Origin of the sequence: Streptomyces sp. NBC_01537 (assembly GCF_045040445.1) — a bacterium.
Lineage (GTDB): Bacteria > Actinomycetota > Actinomycetes > Streptomycetales > Streptomycetaceae > Actinacidiphila.
In genome coordinates this window covers 7,954,571-7,975,969 of record NZ_CP109392.1, presented here as the reverse complement: position 1 = coordinate 7,975,969, position 21,399 = coordinate 7,954,571, and the positions used below count along the sequence as shown (strand labels likewise).

The 21,399-nt window shown below is 71.9% G+C and carries 23 protein-coding genes; 6 read left to right on the top strand and 17 right to left on the bottom strand.

Annotation, left to right across the window (positions count from 1 at the left end; translation table 11 throughout):
* Positions 1–9 precede the first annotated feature (9 nt).
* Positions 10–456 (bottom strand): transglycosylase family protein, encoded by a 447-nt coding sequence (locus OG607_RS36660; protein ID WP_405732941.1) that lies wholly within the window; start codon positions 454–456, stop codon positions 10–12.
* Positions 457–564: 108 nt separating this feature from the next.
* Positions 565–1,191 carry a transglycosylase family protein gene (locus OG607_RS36655; RefSeq protein WP_405732938.1) on the bottom strand — a complete coding sequence of 209 codons (627 nt, stop codon included), beginning with the start codon at positions 1,189–1,191 and terminating at the stop codon, positions 565–567.
* A 536-nt stretch (positions 1,192–1,727) separates the two neighbouring features.
* Here OG607_RS36655 and OG607_RS36650 point away from each other — a divergent pair.
* Together OG607_RS36650 and OG607_RS36645 are read left to right on the top strand one after the other, a co-directional pair.
* The gene (locus OG607_RS36650; RefSeq protein WP_405737285.1) at positions 1,728–2,528 is read left to right on the top strand and encodes a hypothetical protein; all 801 of its coding nucleotides are present in this window, start codon (positions 1,728–1,730) and stop codon (positions 2,526–2,528) included.
* A 187-nt stretch (positions 2,529–2,715) separates the two neighbouring features.
* Positions 2,716–2,949, top strand: a complete 234-nt coding sequence (locus tag OG607_RS36645) for a hypothetical protein (protein WP_405732935.1) — start codon at positions 2,716–2,718, stop codon at positions 2,947–2,949.
* 245 nt (positions 2,950–3,194) lie between these two features.
* Here the strand turns inward: OG607_RS36645 and der are convergent, their stop codons facing one another.
* The 5 genes from der to aroH all read right to left on the bottom strand — a co-directional run bounded on the left by der (position 3,195) and on the right by aroH (position 7,607).
* On the bottom strand, positions 3,195–4,652 hold the full coding sequence (der, locus tag OG607_RS36640) for a ribosome biogenesis GTPase Der (RefSeq protein ID WP_405732932.1): 1,458 nt from the start codon (positions 4,650–4,652) through the stop codon (positions 3,195–3,197).
* 69 nt (positions 4,653–4,721) lie between these two features.
* Positions 4,722–5,420 (bottom strand): lysophospholipid acyltransferase family protein, encoded by a 699-nt coding sequence (locus OG607_RS36635; RefSeq protein ID WP_405732929.1) that lies wholly within the window; start codon positions 5,418–5,420, stop codon positions 4,722–4,724.
* A complete protein-coding gene (gene cmk / locus OG607_RS36630; RefSeq protein ID WP_405732926.1) occupies positions 5,378–6,106 on the bottom strand; it encodes a (d)CMP kinase in 729 nt (242 codons plus the stop codon). Before cmk ends, OG607_RS36635 begins: the two co-directional genes overlap by 43 nt.
* A gap of 56 nt (positions 6,107–6,162) precedes the next feature.
* The gene (locus tag OG607_RS36625; protein WP_405732923.1) at positions 6,163–7,248 is read right to left on the bottom strand and encodes a prephenate dehydrogenase; all 1,086 of its coding nucleotides are present in this window, start codon (positions 7,246–7,248) and stop codon (positions 6,163–6,165) included.
* Positions 7,245–7,607 (bottom strand): chorismate mutase, encoded by a 363-nt coding sequence (gene aroH / locus OG607_RS36620; protein ID WP_405732920.1) that lies wholly within the window; start codon positions 7,605–7,607, stop codon positions 7,245–7,247. Before aroH ends, OG607_RS36625 begins: the two co-directional genes overlap by 4 nt.
* Before the next feature lie 129 nt (positions 7,608–7,736).
* Between aroH and OG607_RS36615 the strand changes: the two genes are divergently transcribed.
* The 4 genes from OG607_RS36615 (at position 7,737) to OG607_RS36600 (ending at position 9,850) form a co-directional block, all read left to right on the top strand.
* Entirely contained in the window at positions 7,737–8,099 is a 363-nt protein-coding gene (locus tag OG607_RS36615; RefSeq protein WP_405732917.1) for a DUF952 domain-containing protein, read from the top strand.
* A 123-nt stretch (positions 8,100–8,222) separates the two neighbouring features.
* Positions 8,223–8,831, top strand: a complete 609-nt coding sequence (locus OG607_RS36610) for a hypothetical protein (protein ID WP_405737282.1) — start codon at positions 8,223–8,225, stop codon at positions 8,829–8,831.
* A gap of 21 nt (positions 8,832–8,852) precedes the next feature.
* Positions 8,853–9,452: a DUF6529 family protein gene (locus tag OG607_RS36605; RefSeq protein ID WP_405732914.1), complete on the top strand. Its 600-nt coding sequence runs from the start codon at positions 8,853–8,855 to the stop codon at positions 9,450–9,452.
* Positions 9,449–9,850, top strand: coding sequence for a Rieske (2Fe-2S) protein (locus tag OG607_RS36600; RefSeq protein ID WP_405732911.1), 402 nt, complete (start codon positions 9,449–9,451; stop codon positions 9,848–9,850). The genes OG607_RS36605 and OG607_RS36600 overlap by 4 nt, the downstream gene beginning before the upstream one ends.
* A 446-nt stretch (positions 9,851–10,296) precedes the next feature.
* Here OG607_RS36600 and OG607_RS36595 read toward each other — a convergent pair whose 3' ends face one another.
* From OG607_RS36595 to OG607_RS36550, 10 genes are all read right to left on the bottom strand, one after another.
* Complete coding sequence (locus tag OG607_RS36595; protein WP_405732908.1) at positions 10,297–11,307, bottom strand: ADP-ribosylglycohydrolase family protein; 1,011 nt, start codon at positions 11,305–11,307, stop codon at positions 10,297–10,299.
* Complete coding sequence (locus OG607_RS36590; RefSeq protein ID WP_405732905.1) at positions 11,304–12,086, bottom strand: DNA polymerase beta superfamily protein; 783 nt, start codon at positions 12,084–12,086, stop codon at positions 11,304–11,306. Before OG607_RS36590 ends, OG607_RS36595 begins: the two co-directional genes overlap by 4 nt.
* A gap of 96 nt (positions 12,087–12,182) precedes the next feature.
* Positions 12,183–13,319: a pseudouridine synthase gene (locus OG607_RS36585; RefSeq protein WP_405732902.1), complete on the bottom strand. Its 1,137-nt coding sequence runs from the start codon at positions 13,317–13,319 to the stop codon at positions 12,183–12,185.
* Positions 13,319–13,963, bottom strand: coding sequence for an SMC-Scp complex subunit ScpB (gene scpB / locus OG607_RS36580; protein ID WP_405732899.1), 645 nt, complete (start codon positions 13,961–13,963; stop codon positions 13,319–13,321). Before scpB ends, OG607_RS36585 begins: the two co-directional genes overlap by 1 nt.
* Complete coding sequence (locus tag OG607_RS36575) at positions 13,956–15,185, bottom strand: segregation/condensation protein A (protein ID WP_405732896.1); 1,230 nt, start codon at positions 15,183–15,185, stop codon at positions 13,956–13,958. Before OG607_RS36575 ends, scpB begins: the two co-directional genes overlap by 8 nt.
* A 30-nt stretch (positions 15,186–15,215) precedes the next feature.
* A complete protein-coding gene (locus OG607_RS36570) occupies positions 15,216–15,803 on the bottom strand; it encodes a hypothetical protein (RefSeq protein WP_405732893.1) in 588 nt (195 codons plus the stop codon).
* Positions 15,788–16,747 carry a ParA family protein gene (locus OG607_RS36565; RefSeq protein WP_405737279.1) on the bottom strand — a complete coding sequence of 320 codons (960 nt, stop codon included), beginning with the start codon at positions 16,745–16,747 and terminating at the stop codon, positions 15,788–15,790. The genes OG607_RS36570 and OG607_RS36565 overlap by 16 nt, the downstream gene beginning before the upstream one ends.
* Positions 16,748–17,200: 453 nt before the next feature.
* On the bottom strand, positions 17,201–18,316 hold the full coding sequence (gene ald / locus OG607_RS36560; RefSeq protein WP_405732890.1) for an alanine dehydrogenase: 1,116 nt from the start codon (positions 18,314–18,316) through the stop codon (positions 17,201–17,203).
* A 200-nt stretch (positions 18,317–18,516) separates the two neighbouring features.
* Positions 18,517–20,502 (bottom strand): hypothetical protein, encoded by a 1,986-nt coding sequence (locus OG607_RS36555; protein ID WP_405732887.1) that lies wholly within the window; start codon positions 20,500–20,502, stop codon positions 18,517–18,519.
* Between the two features lie 199 nt (positions 20,503–20,701).
* The gene (locus tag OG607_RS36550) at positions 20,702–21,328 is read right to left on the bottom strand and encodes an NUDIX domain-containing protein (protein WP_405732884.1); all 627 of its coding nucleotides are present in this window, start codon (positions 21,326–21,328) and stop codon (positions 20,702–20,704) included.
* Between the last annotated feature and the right edge of the window lie 71 nt (positions 21,329–21,399).

The following is a 21,399-nucleotide window of genomic DNA, read 5'->3' as shown; positions in this document are numbered from 1 at the left end:
AAGTCCGGCTCAGGGCAGCCGGATCAGTGTCCCCGGGACGAGCGGGGCACCCGCGTCCGCGCCCTCAGCACCCGGGTTGAGCTGCCGCAGCTCCTCCTCGGGCACCTGGAAGCGGTCGGCGACCGACTGCAGCGTGTCACCGGGCTGCGCGGCGTGCCAGCGCCCGGAGAGCCCGAGCCGGCGGGAGCATTCGGGCCAGGCGGACCAGCCCTGGTCGCGGAGGATCTCCTCGGCGACGGTGATCTGGTCGTCGCTGGAGGCGAGGTCGGCGCGCGGGGCGTAGTCGAGGCCGCCGTGCTCGGCCCAGGTCGGCTGCCAGATCTGCAGACCGCCGTAGAAGCCGTTGCCGGTGTTGGTGTCCCAGACGCCGCTGCTCTCGCAGGCGGCGAGGTCGTTCCAGACCGGGGCGTGGACCCCCATGAGGGCGAGAGCGGCGGCGGCCAGAAAGGGGATCATGCGTCGGGACGCTAGGGCACGTGCGCACCGTCCGCCGGAGCGCCGCGCCGCCGCGCCCGGCGCGGGCGGTGTCCCACCCGGTCGGCGGACGACCGGGTGGGACCGCTGTCAGACCGTCAGCCGCTGACCGGGGTAGATCAGATTCGGATCGCCGCCGATCGCGGGCTTGTTGACGGCGTAGAGCTTCTTCCAGCTCAGACCGTGCGCCACCGCGATCCCGCTGAGGGTGTCGCCGGACCTCACGGTGTAGTTGCCGCCGGTGCCGTTCGCCTTCGTACGGCCGGTGCCGCGGGCGGTGGTGTTACCGCTCGCACGCTTCGTGACCTTCGTCGACTTCGTCGACTTCTTCGTCACCGTCGTCGACTTCGTGCCCGGCGCGCTTCCGGACGCACCGGCCCTCGCGGAGCAGGTGGGCCAGGCGCCCCAGCCCTGTGCGCGTTGCACCTTGGTCGCGATGGCGATCTGCTGGGACTTGCTGGCCCGGTCGGCGGTGGCGGCGTAGGAGGTGCCGCCGTAGGCCCGCCAGGTGCCGGCGGAGAACTGCAGTCCGCCGTAGTACCCGTTGCCGGTGTTGATCTGCCAGTTGCCGCCGCTCTCGCACTTGGCGATGCGGTCCCACACTCCGCTGTCGGCTGCGGCGGCCTCTCCCGCGGTGGCCAGGGCGGCCAGCGGGCTCAGGGCGGCGGCGATACCGACGAGAACTGCGGTCTTGCGGTACTGGGCTGAGACAGCCATGGATTCCCTCTCCACGGACCCGGGACGTCCCCCGACAACCCCTCCGTGACCGCGCGGCCGGCGCATAGGACGCCGTTGCCGTGTGGTCCCGTCGCCCGTAGCCGAGTGGTGCCGTATCGATTCACCGTCACCCTCCGTACGAGCTCTCCCGAGCGGTGCTCTTTGCACACGGCGGAGGAATCTAGGCAGTAAGCCGTCCGGATACAACCAACTCACTGTCCGTGCAGGCCAGTTGCCATTTACCGGGAGTAACGGCCAATTCAGGACACCGGATTGATGAGCTGATATCGCGTTAAATCAGCACACCGCATATGCGCACTGTGATTCACCTCATGCGCACATCCATCCGACCACAAGCCATAGTTGGACGCGGAGTGACCAATTCCGGTCCGCCGTTCACCGTGTGCACACACCACGGGTCACCGGAACGGAGAAAAGCGTGACTCCCACCACAGATCGTCCGTTGTCACTATGTGCCGGGCAAAGCCCGGCGAAGGAGTCCCAGCCGCACAGTCAAGGAGGCTTTCGTGCCGGCCATGCTCGATGTCAGCGACGAGGTACGCGCCGAGATCGGCGACCAGGAGGCCGAGCGTCTGCTGGCCGGCGATAACGCGCCGGGCACATACGACTGCACCTCCTGCCGCACCCCGGGGGACACCACGAAGGAGCGGACCAGCACCGTGCTCTTCGTCGGCGACGAGACCGCGGTCCTCGCCTTCGCCCATGCGACCTGTATCCCCTCGCAGGTCGTGCCGGTGTCCGAGCAGCAGCTCAAGGGCGCGGTGGAAAGCATTGAGTTCGAGAACGGGGGCACAGGCTCGGGTGGAGGATCCGGAATGTCGAACTTCGCCGCCGCACAGGCAGACGCCGCGCCGCGCCAGGCGGTGCTCGGCATCACCTGCGGGCTCGTCCTGGTGAAGGACCAGATCTGCCCGGCACTGGTCATCGAGCCCACCGGCCCGATCGCCCGTCCCGGCCAGGACGGCCCCGGGGACGAATTCCTGCCCATCCTGATCGAGCAGGGCTTCCTCCCCGTCAGCGACCAGGCAGTGCCCCCGCTGCCGCTCGCCGGCTGGTCCGTGCTGCTCGCCATGGGCCAGCTGCACGCCATCCTCCAGCCCGGCGCCGCCGGCGCGTGGTGGCAGGCCCACCAGCCGCTGGCGGTCAGCGACGGCTGGCGTGCCTCCGTCAACAAGTCCAACGAGGTGTACGTCTACGCGGCACCGGCCGGCTCCATCGGCCAGCAGCCCCGCGAGGACCTGCTCCAGGCCGCCCTCGCCCGGGCCGCCGAGCGCGGCGTCCTGGTCGGCGCGACGATGCCGCTCTCCGGCACCTGACCGATCGCCGGTCAGCAGGGCGCGTACGGAAAACCGTGCGCGCCCTCGTCATGTGCGGACCGCGCGTGGACGGAATTCCGTAATTCAGTCACACCACCCGCATCCAGCACGAATCGTCACTCGTTGCCCAGACGTGCACACCTTTGACGCCTCCTCCCGAGCCCCGTACCGCAGCCAGATCCCGTCCATGCGAGCCGCGTCCCAGGACGTCTCCGGAGGCTCGGGTACACCGATCTACGACGCGCTCTACTCCGAGTACCGTCGGCTCTTCCGCACCCTGCCCGGCGAGCGCACCGGCGAGGATTCGCTCCGCTTCAACGGCTTCGAGCCCCTCCACCGCTCCGGCCGCCACCGCACCGCCCTGCCCGCCGCGCTCCCCCCTGGCAGCACGACGGACAACCGCCTCCACGGCGGCCTATAAGGGGCGCGGGGAACCGCGCGAGCAACCAGCCACGGCCCGCGGCCGAGAACGAGCCGACCGGGGGCACCCCGTTACTTCTTGCGGCCGCGCTTCTCCCGCACCCGCACCGACACCTGGATCGGAGTCCCTTCGAATCCGAACTCCTCACGCAGCCGGCGCTCGATACTGCGACATTGTGGGGAGCGACCCCCCGCACCCCCACGAAAAAACCCGCCCGGCACCCGGCGAAGCCGACGCGCACCCCGTTACTTCTTGCGGCCGCGCTTCTCCCGCACCCGCACCGACACCTGGATCGGAGTCCCTTCGAATCCGAACTCCTCACGCAGCCGGCGCTCGATGAAGCGGCGGTAGCCCGCCTCGAGGAAGCCGGAGGCGAAGAGGACGAAGCGGGGGGGCTTGGTGCCGGCCTGGGTGCCGAAGAGGATGCGGGGCTGCTTGCCGCCGCGGACGGGGTGGGGGTGGGAGGCGACGATCTCGCCGAGGAAGGCGTTGAGACGGCCGGTGGGGACGCGGGTCTCCCAGCCGGCGAGGGCGGTCTCGATGGCGGGGACGAGCTTCTCCATGTGGCGGCCGGTGAGGGCGGAGACGTTCACCCGGGGCGCCCACTGGACCTGGACGAGATCCTGCTCGATCTCGCGCTCCAGGTAGTAGCGGCGCTCCTCGTCGAGCTGGTCCCACTTGTTGTACGCGATGACGACCGCGCGCCCGGCCTCGACCGCCATCGTGATGATCCGCAGGTCCTGGACGCTGATGGTCTCGTTGCCGTCGATCAGGATGACCGCGACCTCGGCCTTCTCCAGCGCGGCGGCGGTGCGCAGCGACGCGTAGTAGTCCGCGCCCTCCTGGAGGTGGACCTTGCGGCGGATGCCGGCGGTGTCGATGAACTTCCAGGTGACGCCGCCGAGTTGGATCAGCTCGTCGACCGGGTCGCGGGTGGTGCCGGCGATCTCGTTGACGACGACCCGCTCCTCGCCCGCGACCTTGTTCAGCAGGCTGGACTTGCCGACGTTGGGCCGCCCGATCAGCGCGATCCGGCGCGGGCCGCCGACCACGTCGCCGAAGGTCTGCGCGGGGGCCTCCGGCAGCGCCTCCAGGATCGCGTCCAGCAGGTCGCCGGTGCCGCGGCCGTGCAGTGAGGAGACGGGGTGCGGCTCGCCGAGCCCGAGGTTCCACAGCAGGGCGGCGTCCGCCTCACCGGAGAGGCCGTCGACCTTGTTGGCGGCCAGGACGACGGGCTTGCCGGCCCGGCGCAGCAGCTTGACGACGGCCTCGTCGGTGTCGGTCGCGCCGACGGTGGAGTCCACGACGAAGACGACCGCGTCGGCGGCCTCGATCGCGTACTCGGCCTGCGCGGCGACCGACGCGTCGATGCCGAGGACGTCCTGCTCCCAGCCGCCCGTGTCGACGATCTTGAAGCGGCGGCCGTTCCAGGTCGCCTCGTACGTCACCCGGTCCCGGGTCACGCCCGGCTTGTCCTCGACGACCGCCTCACGGCGGCCGATGATCCGGTTCACGAGAGTCGACTTGCCGACATTGGGCCGGCCGACCACCGCGAGGACGGGCAGCGGGCCGTGGCCCGCCGCCGCGAGGTCGCCGGCGACCTGGTCGAGGTCGAAGCCCTCCTCGGCGGCGAGCTCCATGAACTCGGCGTATTCGGCGTCGCCGAGCGCGCCGACTTCGCCGTACTCGTTCTCGATGTCCATGAAGCTTCGTCTCCGTCGATCGGTATCAGTCAGGGCCATTGCCGTCGATTGGCCTGGCCCCGGTGTGGTTCAGGGGCGCGAGGCGTGCCCCGTGGCACGCTTCGCGTACGCCAGGTGTGCCGTGAGGCGCTCCTGGATGCGCACCGTGGCGGCGTCCATCGCCGTACGCGTACGCCTGCCGCTGCCGTCGCCCGCGTCGAACGGGTCGCCGAAGACCACGTCGATCCGGCTGCGCAGCGGCGGCAGCGCGGATATCACCCGCCCGGAGCGGGCACTGCCCAGCACCGCGACCGGCACGACGGGCGCGCCGGAGCGCACCGCGAAGTACGCCAGCCCCGCGCGCAGCTCGGCGAAGTCGCCCTCGCCTCGGGTGCCCTCGGGGAAGATCCCCAGGACCCCGCCGCGCTCCAGGACGCCCAGCGCGGCGGTGATCGCCGTACGGTCCGCGCTCTCGCGGTCCACGGCGACATGGCCGACCGACCGCAGGAACGGGTCCAGCGGGCCGACGAACGCCTCCTTCTTGACCAGGAAGTGCACCGGCCGCGGCGACGTGCCGATGATCATCGGCCCGTCCACGTTGTGCGAGTGGTTCCCGGCCAGGATGACCGGGCCGGTCGCCGGCACCCGCCACGTGCCGAGCACGCGGGGCCGCCACAGGCCGTTCATCAGCCCGATCCCGATGCGGCGGCCGACGGCCGCGCCCCGTGGACCCGGGGAAGTCTGCGTCACGCGGCGACCCGCTTCTCCTCGATCAGCGTGACGACGCACTCGATGACCTGGTCGAGCGTGAGGTCGCTGGTGTCGACCTCCACCGCGTCGTCGGCCTTCGCCAGCGGCGAGGTCTTGCGGCCCGAGTCCGCCGCGTCCCGCCTGACCAGTGCGGCCTGGGTGGCGGCGAGGTCGGCCGCCTCCTTGCCCTTCAGCTCCCCCGCGCGGCGCGCGGCGCGCGCCTCCGCGGAGGCCGTCAGGAAGATCTTCACCGTCGCGTCCGGCAGGACGGTCGTCCCGATGTCCCGGCCCTCCACCACGATCCCGACGGGGGCCTTCTCCGCCGCCTCGCGCTGCAGCTCCACCAGGCGCGTACGCACCTCCGGCACCGCGCTCACCGCGCTCACCGCCGCGGTGACCTCCTGCGTACGGATCGGGCCCGAGGCGTCCACGCCGTCCACCGTTATCGTCGGCGCCAGCGGGTCGCTCCCCGACTCGATCACCGGCTTGGCCGCCGCGTTCGCCACGGCTGCCTGGTCGTTCACGTCCACGCCGTTGCTCAGCATCCACCACGTGATCGCCCGGTACTGGGCGCCGGTGTCCAGGTAGCTCAGGCCGAGCTTCGCCGCGACCGCCTTCGAAGTGCTGGACTTGCCAGTGCCCGAGGGGCCGTCGATCGCCACGATCACCGGATTCGACACAGTCGGGAGACCTTCCTTGCGCGCGGTGGGATTGGCAGACGCCATCCCTCAAGGTTACCGGGCGCTTCCGGGCCCCCGTACCACGGCCGTTTCTTCGGACCTCAGGCGCGGATGGACCAGCCGCGCTCCCGCAAGGCCGCCGTCAGGCCCGGCGCGGCCGCCGGCTCGACCATGAGCTGCGTGAGCCCCGCCTGCTGTCCCGTGGAGTGCTCGATCCGCACGTCCTCGATGTTGACACCGGCGCGGCCGGCGTCCGCAAAGAGCCGGGCGAGCTCGCCGGGCTGGTCGCCGATGAGGACGGCGACGATCTCGTAGGTCTTCGGGGCCGAGCCGTGCTTGCCGGGGACCTTCGCCTGGCCGGCGTTGCCGCGCCGCAGCATGTCCTCGATACCGACCGCGCCTTCGCGGCGCTTCGCCTCGTCCGCGGACTGGAGTGCCCGCAGGGCCTCCACGGTCTCGGTCAGGTCATCGGCGATGTGGGCGAGCACGTCCGCGACCGGTCCGGGGTTCGCGGAGAGGATGTCGATCCACATCCCGGGCTCGGAGGCCGCGATCCGGGTGACGTCACGGATGCCCTGCCCGCACAGCCGGACCGCCGTCTCCTCGGCGTGCTGGAGCCGCGCGGCGACCATGCTGGAGACCAGGTGCGGGGTGTGCGAGACCAGGGCGACCGCCCGGTCGTGGGCATCGGCGTCCATGACCACGGGCACGGCCCGGCACAGGGCGACCAGCTCCAGCGCGAGGTTGAGGACCTCGGTGTCGGTCTCCGGGGTCGGGGTCAGCACCCAGGGGCGGCCCTCGAAGAGATCGGCGATCGCGGCCAGCGGGCCGGAGCGCTCGCGGCCGGCCATCGGGTGCGTACCGATGTACGAGCGCAGGTCCACGCCGAGCGCCTCCATGTCGCGCCGGGGCCCGCCCTTGACGCTGGCGACGTCCAGGTAGCCCCGGGCGAGCCCGCGCCGCTGCGCGTCGGCGAGTGTGGTGGCCACGTGGGCGGGCGGCACGGCGATGATCACGAGGTCGACCGGCCCGGCCGGGGGCTCGTCCGTGCCGGCGCCGAGCGAGGAGGCGGTGCGGGCGGCGGAGGGGTCGTGGTCCTCCAGGTGCACACCGACGCCGCGTGCGGCGAGCGCGAGGGCGGCGGAGGTGCCGATGAGGCCGGTGCCGATGACGAGGGCGGTTCTCACTGGGCGATGTCCTTGCGCAGGGCGGCCGCGGCGCCGAGGTAGACGTGGGAGATCCCGCTCTTGGCGAGGCCGGTCTCGACATGCGCGAGTATCCGTACGACCCGGGGCATCGCGCCCGCGACGTCCAGCTCCTGCGCGCAGACCAGCGGAACGTCGGTGATGCCGAGCTTGCGGGCGGCGACCGCCGGGAAGTCGCTGTGCAGGTCGGGAGTGGCCGTGAAGATCACGCTGATCAGGTCGTCCACGGCGAAGCCGTTGCGCTCCAGGATGGCGGTGAGCAGCTCCGACACCTGCTCCCGCATGTGCTCCGCCTCGTCCCGCTCCAGCTGGACGGCTCCGCGGACCGCTCGTACCGCCACGTCACTGCTCCTTCGCATACCTGCCGCACGTACCTGATCAGCGTAGTCGCGGGGCCTCCCGCGCCGCCTGCCCGACCGCCCAGCGAGACGGGGCAGCGGGGCGCAGCCGCGCCCGGTAGAACTTTGGGCATGATCCTCCACCTGGTGCCGCTCGACGAGTGGCTGCGCGACCCGGACCGCCCGTACGCCCCCGCCTCCCTCGCCCAGGAAGGCTTCGTCCACTGCTCGCCCGACGAGGCGACAACCCTGGCGATCGCCAACACCTTCTACCGGGACGCCGTCCGCCCGCTGATGGCCCTGCTCATCGACGAGGCGGCACTGGACGCCGAGGTCCTCTTCGAGGCCGCCACCCCGGCGCCGCCCCCCGGCACGCCCGACGCCATGCTCTTCCCGCACGTCTACGGGCGTATCAACCGCAGCGCGGTCGCCGGGATGATGGAGGTCCAGTGGGACGACGACGGCAAGGCCGTGGGACTCGCCCTTTGGTCGTAATTCCCCCTTCGTGACGGTGCGCCCCTGGACGCGGCTTTCCGCATCCGCTTCCATTGCTCTGTGGCCACTAAGCGTTCTGGACCGCTCTACACCCTGCTGGCGGGGCTGGTGCTCGCGTTGGTCATGCTGTCGCTCAACGCGACGACAGGATCCGGCAAGTCGTCGTACGGCGGCAGCGTCCCATCTCCGACGCCGCCATCCACGACCCCAAGCGCCAGCCCCAGCCCCAGCCCCAGTCCGACTCCTACTCCCACCGCCTCCGCGCCGCCCAACGCGGACTACGCGGGCCGTACGGCGGACCGGGCCGCCAGCGTGGCGATCGCCGTACGCGACGGCAAGGCGATCGCGTACGTCTGCGACGGCCGCACCAAAGAGGCATGGCTGCGCGGTGACGTCGCGGACGACGGCACCATGCGGCTCACGAGCAGCCCGAAGGGCTCGACGCTGACCGGGACCCTGGCCGGCAGCCGCATCACCGGCTCCGTCGAACTGCCCGGCCGCACCTGGAAGTTCACCGCCGCCAAGGCCGTCAAGCCGTCCGGGCTCTACCGGGCGACCGCCCGCGTGAGCGGCGCGAAGGTGGAGGGCGGCTGGATCGTGCTCCCCGACGGCAAGCAGGTCGGGATCGTCGACCGCGACGGCAAGCCGTCCGCCGCCCCGTCCATCGACCCGCAGACCGGCGCCGTGACCGTCGACGGCGAACAGCTGACCGCCAAGCCCGTCGTTCCCTAGGACCAGGAGTTCTGGAGTCTTATGAGCGCCGACCCGAACGCCCGCACGGCCTCCTTCCCCTCCCCGCCCGGCGGCGGCGGCCGGCGCGGCTCCCGCGCCCTCGTCTACCTGCTCCCCGCCCTCCTCGCCGCCGCCGTCGCGGTCGCCCTCGGCACGTACGGCAAGGTGCACGACCCCGCCGGCACGGCCTTCAACCTCGCCGGCTTCTCCAGCACCGGCGCCGTCAAGTCCTGGCTCGCCACCTTCGCCTTCTTCTTCGCCCTCATCCAGCTCCTCTCCGCCCTCGCGATGTACGGCAGGCTCCCCGGCGTCCGCGCCCCCTCCTGGACCGGCACCCTCCACCGCTGGTCCGGCCGCATCGCCTTCCTCATCGCCGTCCCGGTCGCCGTCCACTGCCTCTACGCCCTCGGCTACCAGACGTACAGCACCCGCGTGATGTGGCACTCCTTCCTCGGCTGCTTCTTCTTCGGCGCCTTCAGCGCCAAAATGCTCCTCCTGCGCGCCGAACGGATCCCCGGCTGGCTGCTCCCGGTCATAGGCGGGCTCGTCTTCACCGTCCTCACGGCGCTGTGGCTGACCTCGGCGCTGTGGTTCTTCCGTACGACCGGAGTGACCACGTGAACCGCCGCGCACTGCTTGCCTCAACCGCACTGGCCGCCCTGGCCGGCTGCTCGAAGTACGGCGACGAGACCTCGCCGCCGGCCTCATCCGCACCGCCCGCGTCCAACGGCGGCGAGCCCCTCACCAAGACCTCCGACGTCCCCGTGGGCGGCGGCAAGATCTTCGCCGACAAGAAGGTCGTCGTCACCCAGCCCACCCAGGGCGACTTCAAGGCCTTCTCCGCCGTCTGCACCCACCAGGGCTGCACCGTCAGCACCGTCTCCGGCGGCACCATCAACTGCCCCTGCCACGGCAGCAAGTTCCGCATCGCCGACGCCTCCGTCGCCGCCGGCCCCGCCCCACGCCCGCTCCCCGCGCAGCCGATCACCGTGAAAAACGGCGAGATCCTCCTCGCCTAGGGTGCCGTTGCGGTGCCGCCAGCTATGGCCGAGGGTTCCGTCCTCAAACGCCGGACGGGCCGCGCGGACGGTGCCGCCTGCGCCGGTGCGGTTTCGGTGCCGTCGGTCGGGGTTGCTGGTTCCGTCCTCAAACGCCGGACGGGCTGGGTGCGGCCGTGGGGTCGGTGCCACCACCGGGGATCTCTCCTCGGCGCTCGCGACTCTGGCACCTTCATGTCGGACCCGGGATCCTCGCTCGTCGCGCTGCGGGAGAACCCCGGCGTGTCCCCTCCCGGCCGGACGGCAACTTCAGCCCGTCCGGCGATTGAGGACACGCCCGCAGGGCGTCCGGGGGTCCGGGGGCTTGCCCCCGGCGGGTCCGGGCGGAGCCCGCCACGCGGCGCCAGCCGCTGATCGGATGCAGCGGGAAGGGGCGGGGCGGGGGAAACCCCCTGAACCCGCGGCCGCTACTCGACGCCGTCCCAGAGCGCGCCGAGCGCAAGCAGCTCCTCGCCGTACTCGATCCGCTCGACCCACTCCCCCGGCCAGACCTCGACGCCCCCGTGGGCGCCCGCGAAGGCCCCCGCCAGGCACGCGATCGAGTCCGAGTCGCCCGATGTGCACGCGGCCCGCCGGATCGCGGTGACCGGCTCGTCCGGAAAGAGCAGGAAGCACAGCAGGGCCGTGGCCAGCGCTTCCTCGGCGATCCAGCCGGCGCCCGTGGCGAGGCAGGGGTCGGCTTCGGGGTCGGGGGCGGCGAGGGCCGCGTCGAGGCGGTCGAGGGCGGCGAGGCATTCGTCCCAGCCCCGAGTGATGAAGGGCAGGGCGCCGTGATCATGGGCGTGCTGCCAGAGGTCGCCGAGCCAGCGCTGGTGGTAGACCGCACGGTTGGCGGCGGCGTACTCGCGCAGGAGCGGGACCAGCTCGTCCGGACGCGCGCCCTGGGCGAGCAGGAAAACGGCCTGGGCGGTGAGATCGCTCGCGGCGAGGGCGGTGGGGTGCCCGTGGGTGAGCGCGGACTGCAGTTGCGCGGCGCCGGCGCGGACCTCGTCGTCGAGCCCCGGGACGAGGCCGAGCGGGGCGACCCGCATGTTCGCGCCGCAGCCTTTGGAGCCGGTCTGGCTGGCCTCCTGCCAGGGCAGGCCGTCGTGGCTGAGGCGTTCGCAGGCGACGAGGCAGGTGCGGCCGGGGGCACGGTTGTTGTCGGGCGAGCGCCACCACTCGACGTACTCCTCCCGTACGGGCCGGGTGAGCCGGAGCGGGGCGAGCGGGCCGCGGGCCAGGGCGGTGCGCAGGCCACGCCCGAGTGCGAGCGTCATCTGGGTGTCGTCGGTGACGAAGGCGGGCCGGGGCAGGTCCATGTCCCGCCAGGGGCCGCATTTGGCGAGGATGGACGGTACGTCGTTGAACTCGGTGGGGAAGCCGAGCGCGTCGCCGAGCGCCAGCCCGACGAGGGCGCCGGTGGCGGCACGCCTCACGCGGTCACCCGGGTCCGTACGACGAGGTCGTGCAGCGCGTCGTAGGCGGTCGCCTCGTCCGGGAGGCGGGAGGCTTCCTGGGCCTGGTCGAGGACGGCGTGCAGGGCGTCCACGTCGGCGCGCAGGCGCTTCGCGTCGAGGTCCTCGGCGAGGCTGTGCTCGGCGAGGGCCTTGTCCTGGATGAGCTCGCGGACATAGGACGGCGCGGGGATCCCGGTGTCGAGCAGCGTGGGGAGGTGCGCCTCGACGGAACCGGTGTGCATGAGGTGGATGCCGGTGAGGAGGACGCGGAAGGTGTAGAGCAGCGGCTTGAGTTCGCCGGTCTTCTCGTAGAGCTCCCACTGGGTGCGGGCGAAGCCGCGGTAGTGGTGGGCGTGGTGGCGGGTGATGACGCCGGGGGCCAGGTCGATGAGCCGGGCGTGGACGTCGGTGGTGTGCACCACCAGCGGGGACAGCAGCTGCTCCAGGACGTAGCCGTTGCGGCGGAGCATGAGGCGGGCGAACTTGAGCAGGTCGTGGGTGACGAGGTCGAGGTCGAGGCCGTCACGGTTCCACATGCGGGTCTGGGTCTCGTCGCCCTCGCGCAAGCCGATGATGTCGGCGAGGGGGAGGAGGTGGACGCCGCGCAGGTCCACGTCCGAGTCGCGCGAGGGGAACCCGTAGAGGTGCGCACCGGAGACGGTGACGAACAGCAGCGGGTGGCCCTGTTCGGCGAGGACCGGGCTCAGATCGGGGAGCCCGGCCTCGCGGAGGCGGTCGGCGGAGTGGATCGGGGTCATGGACGCAATCTTCCACTCATTGGTGCCCGCCGGACCATGGGATTCTGGTTAAAGATCGATGCCATTGGCCATCTCGATCACCGGCGGGCCCGTGTTCTACAGGTCGACCTCGGCCATGAGCATGCCGACCTCGGTGTTGGTGAGGCGGCGCAGCCAGCCGGACTTCTGGTCGCCGAGCGGGATCGGGCCGAAGCTGGTGCGCACCAGCCGCTCGACGGGGAAGCCTGCCTCGGCGAGCATGCGGCGGACGATGTGCTTGCGGCCCTCGTGGAGGGTGACCTCGACGAGGTAGTTCTTGCCGACGTTCTCCACGACCCGGAAGTGGTCGGCGCGGGCGTACCCGTCCTCCAGCTCGATGCCGTCCTTGAGGCGCTTGCCGAGGTCGCGGGGCAGGGGGCCCTGGATCGCGGCGAGGTAGACCTTCTTGACGCCGTAGCGGGGGTGGGTGAGGCGGTGGGCCAGCTCGCCGTGGTTGGTGAGCAGGATGATGCCCTCGGTCTCGGTGTCGAGCCGGCCGACGTGGAAGAGCCGGCTCTCCCGGTTGGTGACGTAGTCGCCGAGGCACTGGCGGCCGTCGGGGTCCTCCATGGTGGAGACGACGCCGGCCGGCTTGTTGAGGGCGAAGAAGAGGTGGGACTGGGTGGCGACGGTCAGGCCGTCGACCTTGACCTCGTCCTTGTGCACGTCCACGCGGACGCCCTGCTCGGTGACGACCTGGCCGTTGACCTCGACGCGGCGCTGCGCGATCAGCTCCTCGCACGCGCGGCGCGAGCCCATGCCGGCCCTGGCCAGCACCTTCTGCAGGCGCTCGCCTTCCTGCTCGGCGCCGGGGAAGGTCTTGGGCAGGTTCAGCTTCGGCTTGTCGTGCCGGGCGCGGACCCGCTCCTCGATCTGCGCGTCGAGCTCGCGGGGGCGGGCAGGGGCGGGCAGGGGCTTGCGGCCGCGGTTGCCGGTGGGCTTGCTGCGCGGCTTGGACGGGGCGACCCCGCCGGGCCGGTTCGCGCCGGACTGGCCGGTGTCGCCGACGTCGTAGCGGCGCTCCTCGGGACGGGGCTTGGCCGGGCGCTTCGGCCCTTCCTTGGGGGCTCCGCCGCCCGAGCCGCTGCCCTGGCCCCGGCCGCCGGCCTGACCGCCGCCCTGGCCGCCGCGCCGGGCGCCGCCGCCACTGCCGCCGCTGCCGCCCGCGCTCCGGGGTTTCCGGTCGCCGCCGCTGTTCCTGTCACTGCTTCGCATCAAGATTCCGTAATCGAGTCCGGGTCGAAGGACGGAATCCCCTCCAGGGAGTCCGCCTCGACGGCGTCCACCTCCGGTAGGAAGGGCGCGAGCTCGGGTAGCTCGTCCAGGCCGCGCAGGCCCATCCGCTCCAGGAAATAGTTCGTCGTCCTGTACAGGATCGCACCTGTCTCGGGTTCCGTCCCACCTTCCTCCACCAGACCCCGCTGCAGGAGGGTCCGCATGACCCCGTCACAATTGACGCCGCGGACCGCCGAGACCCGGGAACGGCTGACCGGCTGGCGGTACGCGACCACGGCCAGCGTCTCCAGCGCGGCCTGGGTGAGCCGGGCCTGCTGGCCGTCCAGGACGAACTTCTCGACGGCGGGCGCGAACGCGGGCCGTGTGTAGAACCGCCAGCCGCCGGCGACCAGCCGCAGGTCGAAGCCGCGCTTGTCCTGGGCGTATTCGTCGGCCAGCTCGCGCAGTGCCTTGCCGATCGCGCGGCGGGGCCGCTCCAGGACCTTCGCGAGCTGCTCCTCGGTGGCCGGCTCGTCGACGACCATCAGCACGGCTTCGAGTGCAGGCTTGAGTTCCAGCTCGCCCACCTCGGCGGAGAGCAGCCCGGTGGGTGCGGGTGCCGGTGCGGGTGCTTCGTCAGTCATCGTCCTTGTCCTTGCCGTCCTTCTTCGCGTCCGGCTTCACCGGTTCGTCGAACTCGTCCGTCACCAGCGGCCGCTCCGCATCGCTCTCCCCGCCCGTCCAGCGGACCTGGAGCGTACCGAGAGCCTCCTCCTGGTCCAGGGCCACGACCTTCTCGCGGTAGAGCTCCAGGAGGGCCAGGAAGCGCGCCACGACCGTCAGGGTGTCCGCCGCGTCGGCCGTCAGCTCCTGGAAGCTGGCCTCCCCGCGCTCCCGCAGCAGCGCGATCACATGCTCCGCCTGCTCCCGTACGCTCACCAGCGGCGCGTGAATGTGCTCCACGTAGACCTGCGGCTTCGGCTTCGGCTGCATCGCCTTCACCGCGAGCTGCGCGAACCGCTCCGGCCCGACGCTGAGCACGACCTCCGGCAGCAGCTCGGCGTGCTGCGGCTCCAGGCCGACGGTACGGGGGTGGTGGAGCGCCTCCGCCTCCAGCCGCTCCGCGAAGATCGCCGCGATCTGTTTGTACGCCCGGTACTGCAGCAGCCGCGCGAAAAGCAGGTCCCGGGCCTCCAGCAGGGCCAGGTCCTCCTCGTCCTCCACCTCGGCGGCGGGCAGCAGCCGGGCCGCCTTCAGGTCGAGGAGGGTCGCGGCGACGACCAGGAACTCCGTGGTCTGGTCGAGGTCCCAGTCCGGGCCCATCGCGCGGATGTACGCCATGAACTCGTCGGTGACCCTGGACAGCGCGATCTCGGTCACATCCAGCTTGTGCTTCGAGATCAGCTGGAGGAGCAGGTCGAACGGCCCCTCGAAGTTCGCCAGCCGCAGGGTGAACCGGCCGGTGGCCTCCTCGGCCGGCGCGGGCGCCGCGGCGGCGGGGCCAGGGTCCGGGTCGGCAACCGGAGGCTCTGGCTCCACCAGGAGCACGGCGGGGTCGGCCTCCGCCGTCTCGGTTGCCCGCGAGCGCGACGTGCCCGGCACCTGTGCCGCCACCGCCGCTTCGGGCACGGCAGCAGGGCCCAGGCCGGTCACCACGCTCTCCGGCTCCGCCGGGAGCGCGGCAGGTTCGCCGCTGCCCGACGGCGGCTTCGGGGTGCCCGGTGCCCGTTCTTCGTCGGGCGCGGGTGCAGGGGCCTCCCCAGGCACCCCCGTCACCGGCCCGTCGCCGGGCGTCGTGCCCGGGCCCCGGCCCAGCAGGCGGCGGCCGGGGGCGGGGGGTGGCGGGGAGGCGTCGGGAACGGTCATCTCGGGCAGATTACCGCGTACCGTTCGGGGTCAGCGGCCGCGGAGGCGTCGTACGAGGATGCTCGCGTCACCGCGTGATTCGAGGTCGGCGAGGACGACGGCGACGGCCTCCCGCACGATGCGGCCGCGGTCGACCGCGAGTCCGTGCTCGCCGCGCAGCACGAGGCGGGCGTGTTCGAGGTCCATGAGCTCCTCGGCGGAGACGTAGACCGTGATCTTCTCGTCGTGCCGTTCGCGGCCGCTGGGGCGGGCGCGAGCGGGCTTGCGGCGGGTCTGCTGCTGGGCCTGGGCGGGGGCCACGGAGGTCGGCTGCGGGCGCCGGGGCTGGGCGACGACAGGCGCCTGCGCCTGCTGTTCGGGCACCGGCGCGGTCGCGGTCACCGTACGGGCCGTGGCGGCGGCCTCGGCTCCCGTGTCGGCCTCACGGCCGCCGTGCTCGGCCTCCTCCTCGCCCTCGCCCGACGCCGGTGACGGCACCGACCGCAGACCCGGCGAACCCGAACCGGAGCCCGCGGCCTCGCCGTTCGCGTCCTGCCGGGGCGACGAGGACTGCAGCGCCCTCCCCCCGGTGGTACGGAACAGCTCGTCGGCCCCCGGGAGACTCACTCGGCGTGACACCGGGCGAGCACCTCCCTGGCGAGCTGACGATAGGCGGCGGCGCCGACCGAGTTGGAGGCGTACGTGGTGATCGGCTCACCGGCGACCGTGGTCTCCGGGAAGCGGACCGTGCGCCCGATGACGGTGTGGAAGACGTTGTCGTCGAAGGCCTCGACGACCCGCGCGAGCACCTCGCGGCTGTGCACGGTCCGCGAGTCGTACATCGTGGCGAGGATGCCGTCGAGTTCGAGCTCGGGGTTGAGCCGCTCGCGCACCTTCTCGATGGTCTCGGTCAGCAGCGCGACACCGCGCAGCGCGAAGAACTCGCACTCCAGCGGCACGATCACCGTGTGGGCGGCGGTCAGCGCGTTGACGGTGAGCAGACCGAGCGAGGGCTGGCAGTCGATGACGATGTAGTCGTAGTCCGACATCAGCGGCTTGAGCGCGCGCTGGAGCGTGGACTCGCGGGCGACCTCGCTGACGAGCTGGACCTCGGCCGCTGACAAATCGATGTTGCTGGGCAGCAGGTCCATCCCCGGAACCGCCGTCTTCAGCAGCACGTCGTCGGCGACGAGCCCCCGCTCCATGAGCAGGTTGTAGACGGTGATGTCCAGTTCCATCGGGTTGACGCCGAGGCCGACCGACAGCGCGCCCTGCGGGTCGAAGTCCACCAGCAGCACGCGGCGGCCGTATTCGGCCAGCGCGGCACCGAGGTTGATGGTCGAGGTGGTCTTGCCGACCCCGCCCTTCTGGTTGCACATCGCGACGATCTTGGCCGGGCCGTGCTCGGTGAGCGGTCCGGGGATCGGGAAGTACGGCAGCGGCCGGCCGGTCGGTCCGACGCGCTCACGGCGCTGCCGGGCGGCGTCGGGCGCGAGCGTGGCCGCGTATTCGGGATCCGGCTCGTATTCGGCGTCGGGGTCGTAGAGCTGACTGTCCTGCAGTTCGTCCTCGTATTGGGCCATGGCTTGCGGTGCCTGCGTCTCCGGGTTGGTGCCGGTCCGGCGAGCTTCGAAGGTACGTACGGCGACGGAGCCCACCGCTTCAAGCCGAGTGGGGCCTTCGGCCTGAACGGTCATTCCTGGTTGACCACCCCCGGGAGCAAATGTCGACTCGTTCACAAGTCGTCTTACCTCCTTGGTGACCAGGAAACTTCTCTATAGGTCAGCGTTGCAGCATGCCGACGGTTGGCGACTCTATGGCGTGTCGGTGGTTCACAGCAACACAATCCGCCGGACACGGGTCGATGTGTCGGCAACGGAACACCCCGCTGTCAAGGGCGTAACGAGCGCACCGACGATGTTTCAACGGGGTACGAAACGGCAAAACAGTAATGTTCTACGCCAATGGCCGGGTCTGAGACACAAGACCCGGCCACAGGTATCAAATTGGCGACATGTTGACGATCACGCGCGTGATCAGGCAAGCAACGTCGTGATGTCGACCGCTGCCAGGCCGTGCGCCTCGGCCACCGGACCGTAAACGACCTGGCCCTCATGGGTGTTGAGGCCCATCGCGAGCGCCGCGTCACGCCGCAGCGCCTCGCGCCAGCCGCGGTTGGCCAGCTCGACGATGTACGGGAGCGTGGCGTTGGTCAGCGCGTACGTGGACGTGTTGGGCACCGCACCGGGCATGTTGGCGACGCAGTAGAAGACCGAGTCGTGCACGGCGAAGGTCGGCTCGGCGTGCGTGGTGGGGCGGGAGTCCTCGAAGCAGCCGCCCTGGTCGATCGCGATGTCGACAAGGACGGAACCCGGCTTCATGCGCGAGACCAGCTCGTTGGTGACCAGCTTCGGCGCCTTGGCACCCGGGATCAGCACCGCGCCGATGACGAGGTCGGCGTCGAGGACGGCCTTCTCCAGCTCGTAGGCGTTGGAGACGATCGTGGTGACCTTCGTGCCGAAGATCCGGTCCGCCTCGCGCAGCTTGTTGATGTCGCGGTCGAGCAGGGTCACGTGGAAGCCCATGCCGACGGCGATCTGCGCGGCGTTCCAGCCGGAGACCCCGCCGCCGATGACGACCGCCCTGGCCGGGGCCACGCCCGGGACACCGCCCGGCAGCACACCGCGGCCGCCGGCCGAGCGCATCAGGTGGTACGCGCCGACCTGCGGGGCCAGCCGGCCGGCCACCTCGGACATCGGGGCGAGCAGCGGCAGCGCGCGGTTGGCCAGCTCGACGGTCTCGTAGGCGATGGCGGTGGTGCCGGAGTCCAGCAGGGCGTCGGTGCACTCGCGCGAGGCGGCGAGGTGCAGGTAGGTGAAGAGGGTCTGGTCCTTGCGCAGGCGGTGGTACTCCTCCGCGATCGGCTCCTTGACCTTGAGCAGCAGGTCGGCGGTGGCCCACACCTCGTCGGCGGTGCCGAGGATGACCGCTCCGGCGCCGGTGTACTCGGCGTCCGGGATGGAGGAGCCGAGGCCGGCCCCCTGCTCCACGAAGACCTGGTGGCCGTTGCGAACGAGCTCGTGCACGCCGGCGGGGGTGATGGCCACGCGGAACTCGTTGTTCTTGACCTCGCGGGGGATGCCGACCTTCACGTGGATCACAGTCCTTGACTCTGGGGATGACTGGAGATTTCTCCCGACATACCACCAGAAAGGAGGGTACGCCGGACCTGACCGCGATGTACCGCGGTGCTGCCAAGTGTAGTGAAGGGAGACTCGCTGTCCAGCCTTACAAAGTGACCAGTTTTCGCGAAGGCGTTAGCAGTTTCGTAGGTAGACGACTCGGAGGTGGCTCAAACCTCCCCGTCGTCCGGCACTTCCCCGGCGGGCAGCAGCCGCCGGGCCGCCGCCCGCTGCAGGCGTGCCCCCGCCGGGTCCCCGAGCCGCTCCAGCGTGTCCGCCATACGCAGCAGCACCGCCCCCTCCAGCCGCTTCTCCCCCGCCTCGCGGGCCCAGTACAGCGCGTCCCGGCAGGTGCGCAGGGCGTCCTCGGGATGGCCCGCGTACTCCTGCACCCGGGCCACCTCGCTCAGCGCCCGGGCCTGCGCGGGGAGGTCCTTGAGCCGCCGGTGAGCGGCCGCCGCGGCCCGCCACTCGCGCAGCGCGGGGCCGTACCGGGCCGCGTACGTGTGCAGCGAGCCGAGCCTGCTGTGCAGCCTGGCCTGGTGCGGGAGCTCGCCCCGGGTCTGCCGCAGGGCCAGCGCTCTGCCGTACCAGTCCGCGGCCCGCTGCGGGTCGTCCAGGGCCAGGTAGGTCCCGGCGATCGCCTCCAGCGCGCGGCCCTCCGCGTCCCCGTCGAACCCCTCGCGGGCGGCGACCAGCGCGGCGCGATAGCGGTCGAGCGCGTCCAGCGGACGGGCGCCCTCCGCGTCCAGATCGCCGATGTTGATCAGCGCGGCGGCCTTCTCCCGGTGCAGGCCGCGCCGCTCGGCCACCTCCAGGACGACGGTGTGCAGCTGATAGCGCTCGGCCGTGGTGTCCCCGGCGTCCCCGGCGTCCGGTTCCGCCGCCAGGGCCCGTACGAGGCCGGCCACCAGGCGGCGGGCCAGCGTGTCCAGCTCCCCGTCCGCGGCGGCGATGCGCACGGCGGCCAGCAGCAGCGGCAGCCGGCCGTGCAGCCAGGCGGACGCGGCGGCGCGGGAGGGGAAGCGCAGCGCGCGCGGGATCTCCTCGGCGGGATCGGCGCCCGTCAGTGACGCGTGGCAGGCCTGCAGCAGCCGTACGGTCCGCTCCAGCATCCGGGCCCGGGCGAGCCGCAGCTCGCCGGGGCGGTCCAGGGTCTCCAGCAGCTCGCGCAGCGCGGGCGCGAGGAATCCCGGCACGCGGTAGTGACTGCCGTCCGCCTGCATCAGCCCGCAGCCGGCCAGGTCCTCCAGCGTCGACTGCGCCGCGCTCACCGAGCACCCGGCGAGCGCCGACGCGATCTGCGCATCGGCGACTCCGGCGGGCGCAAGCGCCAGGAAACGCAGCATGCGCGCGACGGGTTGTGCCAGCGCCCCGTACACCAGCCGGAACGCCCGCCCGAGCGGATCCGGCGCCTCCGCCTCTCGCAGCAGGCGCGTCGCGTCCGTCACCGACATCCGGGGCTGCGCCGCCAGCCACGCCGCGACCAGCCGCAGCGCCGCCGGATGGCCCCCGCACTCCTGGGCCAGCGTCTCGGCGGCCCGTGGGTCATTGGTGACGCGCACCGGGCCGATCGCCTGCGCCAGCATGTCCAGGGCAGCCGGCGCGTCCAGCCCGCCCAGCGTGCACGGCCGGACATCCGCGACGCCCGGCAGCGGGCCGTCGGATGTGGCCACGACCAGGTTCCCGGTGCCGCCGGGGAGCAGGTCCAGCAGCTGCCGCGGCGTCGTCACATCGTCGAGGACCAGGATCGCCCGCCGCCGGGCGAACGCGTCCCGTACGTTGCCGTGCGGCTCCGCGCCGACGGCCCTCAGCAGCGTCCGGGCGGCCTGCTCGCCGTCCGCGCCGTCCGCGCCCAGCCGGACGTAGAACTGCCCGTCCGGATACCGCTCGCCCATCTCACGCGCCAGCCGCACCGCGAGGGCCGTGCGCCCCGAGCCCGGCCGCCCCGCCACCAACAGCACCCTGCCGCCGCTCGCCACCTGGCCGCGCAGCACGTCCAGCCCCGGCCGGTCGATATCGGCCCGCAGCGCGTCCAGCTCCCTGCGGCGCCCCACGAAATACGGCGGATCCGCCGGCAGCCCCGCCGGACCCCCAGGCGGCGGACTGGGCACGGCCTCCCGCAGCTCCTCGGCGTCCAGCACCTTATCCGCCACGGGCACACTCCCGTCCTGCCAGCACCCGACCCCGCCGCCCCTGCGTACGGGAACGGCCTGAGCCTAATTCACCGCAACCGCTCTCTTCCGGCCACCGACGCGCCCGATCCGGCCGAGTATCACCCCATCGGATCAGTGGATCGCCCGCTGATCGTTTTTGCGGTGCGGCCGGCCCCTCCGGGGACAGCCCCTACGCCCCCTACGCCGTGAACGGCCTCGCGGGCCAGGGCGCGTCGGCCGGGCGAAGGGCGTCGAGCCCGCCGTCGACCGAAAGCGCGGCCTGCAGGGCCAGCACCCCGACCACCAGGCAGTTGTTGTGCAGCTCCCCCGCCAGCACCCCACGCACCAGCTCGCCCAGCGGCACCCGCGCGTGCTCCATGTCGGCCTCTTCCTCCGACACCTCGAACCGCTCGCCCTCGACCTCGCTCACACCCCGGGCGAGAAAGATCCGGACGGCCTCGTCGCACCCGCCCGGCGTCGTGTAGACGTCGGCCAGCACCCGCCAGTCCTCGGCCTTGACGTGAGCCTCCTCGTACAGCTCGCGCTGGGCCGCGTGCAGCGGATTCTCGCCGGGGACGTCGAGGAGCCCGGCCGGGATCTCCCAGAGCTTCATCCGCACCGGATGCCGGTACTGGCGCAGAACGGTCACCCGCTCGTCGTCATCGAGGGCGAGGACGGCCACGGATCCGGGGTGGACCTGGTAGTCGCGGTGGACGACCGACCCGTCCGGCATGACCACGTCATCGGTGCGGACGCTGGTCTTGTTCCCGGTGAAGGGCGTGACGGTCGCGGTGACCTGCCACTCCTCGGGGGTGTCGTGGATCATGCGGTCCTCCGTAAGAACAGTGCCGGTGCGGACCCGCGAAGGGGCCCGCACCGACACCGTACCGATCATGC